The sequence below is a fragment of the Streptomyces sp. NPDC005899 genome, from assembly GCF_040629645.1.
Taxonomy (GTDB): Bacteria; Actinomycetota; Actinomycetes; order Streptomycetales; family Streptomycetaceae; genus Streptomyces.
Window position 1 is genome coordinate 1 of sequence record NZ_JBEXWB010000371.1, and the last position, 5,986, is coordinate 5,986.

Below are 5,986 nucleotides of genomic sequence, written 5' to 3' on the forward strand. Positions count from 1 at the left end.
CGGTTCCGGGGTCGGGCGGGTATCTGGTGGGGGGGGGGACGGTGCGGGCGCACCGTCCCCCACCCCTTTTCGACCGGCCCTCCGGGCGCCCCCTCATCCTCCGCCGGGGCGCGCCCCTGGCTCCACGCAACGGACTGAGGCTAGTATGGTCGGACCATAAAGCCTCAGGAGATCTCATGCGCGTCGGACTCTTCGCCACCTGCCTGGGAGACACCCTGTTCCCCGAGGCGGTGAGATCGACCGCGCTCCTGCTCGCCCGCCTGGGCCACGAGGTCGTGTTCCCGCCGGACCAGACCTGTTGCGGGCAGATGCACGTCAACACCGGCTACCAGCGCGAACCCGTCCCGCTGGTCCGCAACTTCGCGGAACAGTTCGGGGACCCGTCCATCGAGGCGGTCGTCATGCCGTCCGGATCCTGTGCGGGCTCGGTCCGCCACCAGCACGAGATCGTCGCCGAGCGCTACGGCGACGCCTCGCTGCGCGCCGGCGTCGCCACCGTCAAGGCCAAGACGTACGAGCTCTCCGAGCTCCTCGTCGACGTCCTCGGGATCACCGGGGTGGGCGCCTACTTCCCGCACCGCGTCACCTACCACCCCACCTGCCACTCGCTGCGGATGCTCCGGGTCGGCGACAAGCCGCTGCGGCTGCTGCGCGCCGTGGAGGGGATCGACCTCGTCGAGCTTCCCGACGCCGACTCCTGCTGCGGCTTCGGCGGCACCTTCGCCGTCAAGAACGCCGGGACGTCCACCGCCATGCTCCAGGACAAGATGCGGAACGTGTGCGCCACGGAGGCCGACGTCTGCACGGCCGGCGACTCCTCCTGCCTCATGCAGATCGGCGGGGGGCTCTCCCGCATCCGGTCGGGCACGCGCACCCTGCACCTGGCCCAGATCCTCGCATCCACCCGGACCGCGCCGTACACCCTCACGGAGGCCGCCCGATGAGCACCTTCCTCGGCATGCCCGCCCGACCGCCCAGGTCCCCGTACGGTACCGGCAACCTGCGCGGCGACCGCACGTTCCCCGAAGCCGCCCACGACGAGCTGGGCAACGGCCAGTTGCGCCGCAACCTCGGCAGGGCCACCCGTACGATCCGCGGGAAACGCCTGCACGTCACCGGCGAACTGCCCGACTGGGAGGAGCTGCGCGACGCCGGATCGGCCGTCAAGACCGACGCGATGAACCGCCTGCCCGAACTCCTGGAGCAGCTCGAGCGGAAGGTCACCGAGCACGGGGGAACCGTCCACTGGGCGCGCGACGGCGTCGAGGCCAACGAGATCGTCACCCGGCTGATCAAGGCGACCGGCAGCAGCGAGGTCATCAAGGTCAAGTCGATGGCCACCCAGGAGACCGGTCTCAACGAACACCTCGAAGCGGCCGGCATCACCCCCCACGAGACCGACCTGGCCGAGCTCATCGTGCAGCTCGCCCACGACAGGCCCTCGCACATCCTCGTGCCCGCGATCCACCGCAACCGCGACGAGATCCGGCAGATCTTCCTCGACCGGATCCCCGGGGTCGACCCGGACCTCGACAGTGTGCCCGCCCACCTGGCCGCCACCGCCCGCGCCCATCTGCGCGAGAAGTTCATGACGGCCAGGGTGGCGGTCTCCGGAGCCAACTTCGGGATCGCCGAGACCGGCACCCTGTCCGTGGTCGAGTCCGAGGGCAACGGCCGCATGTGCCTGACCCTGCCCGAGACCCTCATCACCGTCATGGGCATCGAGAAGGTCCTGCCCCGCTACCAGGACCTGGAAGTCTTCCTCCAGTTGCTGCCGCGCTCCTCCACCGGGGAGCGGATGAACCCGTACACCTCGATGTGGACCGGCGTGACGCCCGGGGACGGGCCGCAGGACTTCCACCTGGTCCTCCTCGACAACGGGCGCACCGCCGCGCTCGCCGACGCGATCGGCCGCGAGGCGCTCAACTGCATCCGCTGCTCGGCCTGTCTCAACGTCTGCCCCGTCTACGAACGGACCGGCGGCCACGCCTACGGATCCACCTACCCCGGCCCCATCGGCGCGGTGCTCACCCCGCAACTCGCCGGGATGCACGCCGCCGAGGACGACCCCAACAGCTCGCTGCCGTACGCCTCCAGCCTCTGCGGCGCCTGCTTCGACGCATGCCCGGTCAAGATCGACATTCCCTCGATGCTCGTCGAGCTGCGTCACCAGCACACCGAACGCACCGGGACCACGGCCGAGAAGCTCGCCATGAAGGCGGCGGCCACCGTCATGAAGAGGCCCAGGCTCTTCACGGCCGCCCAGAAGGCCGCCGTCCTCGGCAGGGCCGTGGGCGGACGCGACGGCACCATCTCCCACCTGCCGGGACCGCTCGCCGGCTGGAGCGACAGCCGCGACACCGCCGTACCCCCTGAGCAGACGTTCCGCGCGTGGCTGGCGTCCGCCGAGGGTGCCGCCGCCATGCGGGCCGCCGCCGAAGAGGGCACCCGCCAGGCCGACACCCGCCAGGAGGAGCAGTGACCACCAGCGCCCGCGACGTGGTGCTCGGCCGGATCAGGGACGCCCTGACCCTCGCCCCCGCCCGGCCCGCCCCCGTGCCGCGGGCCTACCGCACCGGCCGGACGCTCCCCGACGGCGAACGTCTCGCTCTCCTGACCGACCGGCTCGTCGACTACAAGGCCGAGGTCCACCCCTGCACGTCGGACCGCACGGCCGAAGTGATCGCCGAGGTCCTGCGGAAGCACGGCGCGCGCAGGATCGGCGTGCCCCCCGGCCTCGACACCCGCTGGCTCGCCGCGTACGACGGCGAGGTCCGGACCGACTCCGCCGGTATCCCCGCCCCGGAACTCGACGCGCTGGACGGGGTGGTGACCGGCTCGGCCGTGAGCTGCGCCGAGACCGGCACCGTCTTCCTGGACGGATCACCGGACCAGGGGCGGCGGGCCCTGTCCCTCGTCCCCGACCTGCACGTGTGCGTGGTGGATCTCTCCTCGGTCGTCGCCGGGGTCCCCGAGGCGGTCGCCCGGCTGGTGCCGGAGCGGCCGACGACCCTGATCAGCGGGCCGTCGGCCACCTCGGACATCGAACTGGAGCGGGTGGAAGGCGTTCACGGCCCCCGCACCCTGGCGGTGGTGATCCGCACCGACGCCTGACATCCGCCGTCCTGGTCAGCGCTCCGGGCCCGGCCCGCGGGCACACCGGGTCCTCGTCCGCGCTCCCGCGTTCCGGACCGAGAGGCGGTTGAGGACGCGGGGCCGTCGCCGCTCCGGGCGTCGCGCCGGCCGCTCTCCACGGCGTCCACGAGGACGGGGTCCCGGTCGACGGTCGATGAGGTCCTGGTCGACCACCCGCCGCCGGTACGCGCTTCCGTGAGCGAGCGCAGCACGGCAAGGGGGCGCCCGCCGGGGACCGCATCATGGACGGCGGCCGAGCGGCGAGCGGGTGTGTATACAGTCTGACCTGGCATGGACACTCTCACACTCTGGCAACTGGCCACGCTCGCGGCGGCCTCCACGCTCGTCGGCTTCTCCAAGACAGCCGTCAGCGGCGCCAACACGATCAGCCTCGCGGTCTTCGCGGCCGTCCTCCCGGCCCGCGAGTCGACCGGAGTGCTGCTGCCGATCCTGATCGCGGGAGACGTCCTCGCCGTGCTGATCTACCGGCGGCACGCCCACTGGCCCACCCTGCTGCGGCTCTTCCCCACCGTCGCGGCCGGGGTGGTGGCGGGAAGCGTCTTCATGCTGTGGGCCGACGACGCGGCCGTACGCACGTCGATCGGCGCGATCCTGCTCCTCATGGCGGGCGTCACCCTTTGGCGGCGGCGAGGCGCGGAGCGGCCGGCCGCCGTCGCCGAGGGGGAGGGGGACGACCGGGAGCCGGTCGAGGAGGAAGCCCCCGGGCCCCCACATGCCGGACGGGCCAAGGGCCGTGCGTACGGCGCACTCGGCGGGTTCACCACCATGGTCGCCAACGCGGGCGGCCCCGTGATGTCGCTCTACCTGCTCTCCGCGGGCTTCCGCAAGCTCGGCTTCCTGGGCACGTCGGCGTGGTTCTTCCTGATCGTCAACACCTCCAAGGTGCCCTTCAGCGTGGGCCTCGGGCTCATCGACGCCCGGTCACTGCTGCTGGACGCGGCCCTGGTGCTGTTCGTCGTCCCCGGCGCGTACCTCGGCCGCGTCTGCGTGGGCCGGATCAACCAGCGGCTCTTCGACCGGATCGTGATCGGCGCGACCGTGCTGGGCGGCCTCCAGTTGCTGCTGCGCTGAAGACCGCCCGGCGCGGACCCCGGCGGACAGCCACCGCCGGGGACGGGACGGTCAGACGATGCTCTCGGCGACCTCCGCCTGCTCACGGGCGTTCCCGTACGCGGCCGGGGTGCCGTACGAACGGCGCGCGACGAACCACCACACGGTGGCCAGGACCAGCACGGCGACCAGCGCGATCGAGGCGTAGTTCATCGAGTCGACGGTCACCGGCGAGGACTGCGGCAGCAGGAACAGCACCGTCACCAGGGCGACCCACACCACGGCGATCCACCCGATCGGCTTCGACCAGCGGCCCAGGTGCCAGGGCCCGCGCTCGAAGCGGTCCCCGGCACGCAGCTTGAGGAAGACCGGGATGGCGTAGGCGGGCGTGATACCGATGACGTTGATGGCCGTGACCGCCCCGTAGGCGGTCGCGGAGTAGAGCGACGGCACGGCCAGCAGCGCGGCCACGCACACCGACAGCCACACGGCCGGCACCGGAGTCTGCGTGCGGGCGCTCACCCTGCGCCACAGGGCCGAGCCGGGCAGGGCGTTGTCCCGGCTGAAGGCGAAGACCATCCGGCTCGCCGCGGCGACCTCCGCGTTGCCGCAGAACAGCTGGGCCGCGATCACGATCAGGAGCATGGCGGTGGCGCCCGCCGTGCCCAGCGCGTCGATGAGGATCTGGGCCGGCGGCACCCCGGTGGCACTGTCCTGCGTGCCCGCGTAGTCCTGGATGGCGAAGGTCAGTCCGGCGAGCAGTACGAAGCCGGCGACCCAGGAGACCCAGATGGCCCGCACGATGCCCCTGGCCGCCGTCACCGAGGCGTTGGAGGTCTCCTCGGACAGGTGGGCGGAGGCGTCGTAACCGCAGAAGGTGTACTGGGCCAGGAGCAGACCGATCGCCGCCACGTAGATCGGGTTCTCCCACCCGGTGTCGTTGACGAACTCGGTGAAGACGAACGACGGCGACTGGTGGTGGGACGGCACGATGGCCAGCACCGTGACGATCACGGCGACACCGGCCAGATGCCACCACACGCTGATCGAGTTGAGCACACTGACGAGGCGTACGCCGAAGAGGTTCAGCACGGCGTGCAGCAGCAGGATGCCGAGGAAGATGAGCATCGTCGAGCCGGGGGTGGGGTCGAAGCCCCACTGGAGGTTGAGCAGTGCTCCCGTGAACAGCGCGGCGCCGTAGTCGATCCCGGCGATCGCGCCCAGCAGACCGAGCAGATTCAGCCACCCGGTGTACCAGCCCCACTTGCGGCCGCCGAGCCGGTCGGCCATGTAGTAGAGCGCCCCGGAGGTGGGGTACGCGCTGGTGACCTCGGCCAGGGCCATGCCGACACAGAGCACGAACAGCCCGACACCGGCCCAGCCCCACAGCATGACGGCCGGGCCGCCGGTGGACATGCCGAAGCCGTAGAGCGTCATGCAGCCGGAGAGGATCGAGATGACGGAGAAGCTGATCGCGAAGTTGCCGAAGCCGCCCATGCGGCGGGCCAGCACGGGCTGGTAGCCGAGCTCGCGCAGCCGCTGCTCTTCGTCCTTCTGTGGTGCGGCCTCCGTGCTCGGCGGCGTCGAGGCGGATATGGACATGGGGAGGACCTCCGGGAGGGGTGGGAGCGGGACGGGGGACGGGGGACGGGCCTCGGCGGGCCGGCCGCGCGGCCCTGTGCCGGAGCCGGACCGCGGCGTGGGAACCGGGGCCGGCCCGCCGCGCGGACCGGTGCGGGCCCGGAAGGTCAGCCGTGCGGCCCCGTGCCGGGATCCCGCT

General features: G+C 71.9%; 5 protein-coding genes. 4 read left to right on the forward strand and 1 reads right to left on the reverse strand.

The features are described 5' to 3' along the window. Nucleotides 1-176: 176 nt before the first annotated feature. The 4 genes from ABZ371_RS27890 to ABZ371_RS27905 all read left to right on the forward strand — a co-directional run bounded on the left by ABZ371_RS27890 (nucleotide 177) and on the right by ABZ371_RS27905 (nucleotide 4,227). The gene (locus tag ABZ371_RS27890) at nucleotides 177-944 is read left to right on the forward strand and encodes a (Fe-S)-binding protein (RefSeq protein ID WP_358684550.1); all 768 of its coding nucleotides are present in this window, start codon (nucleotides 177-179) and stop codon (nucleotides 942-944) included. Then, nucleotides 941-2,482: a lactate utilization protein B gene (locus ABZ371_RS27895; RefSeq protein ID WP_358684552.1), complete on the forward strand. Its 1,542-nt coding sequence runs from the start codon at nucleotides 941-943 to the stop codon at nucleotides 2,480-2,482. The genes ABZ371_RS27890 and ABZ371_RS27895 overlap by 4 nt, the downstream gene beginning before the upstream one ends. Next, nucleotides 2,479-3,114 carry an LUD domain-containing protein gene (locus ABZ371_RS27900; RefSeq protein ID WP_358684554.1) on the forward strand — a complete coding sequence of 212 codons (636 nt, stop codon included), beginning with the start codon at nucleotides 2,479-2,481 and terminating at the stop codon, nucleotides 3,112-3,114. The genes ABZ371_RS27895 and ABZ371_RS27900 overlap by 4 nt, the downstream gene beginning before the upstream one ends. 312 nt (nucleotides 3,115-3,426) lie before the next feature. Beyond that, nucleotides 3,427-4,227 (forward strand): sulfite exporter TauE/SafE family protein, encoded by an 801-nt coding sequence (locus tag ABZ371_RS27905; RefSeq protein ID WP_358684557.1) that lies wholly within the window; start codon nucleotides 3,427-3,429, stop codon nucleotides 4,225-4,227. 51 nt (nucleotides 4,228-4,278) lie between these two features. Here the strand turns inward: ABZ371_RS27905 and ABZ371_RS27910 are convergent, their stop codons facing one another. Beyond that, complete coding sequence (locus ABZ371_RS27910) at nucleotides 4,279-5,808, reverse strand: amino acid permease (RefSeq protein ID WP_358684559.1); 1,530 nt, start codon at nucleotides 5,806-5,808, stop codon at nucleotides 4,279-4,281. Between the last annotated feature and the right edge of the window lie 178 nt (nucleotides 5,809-5,986).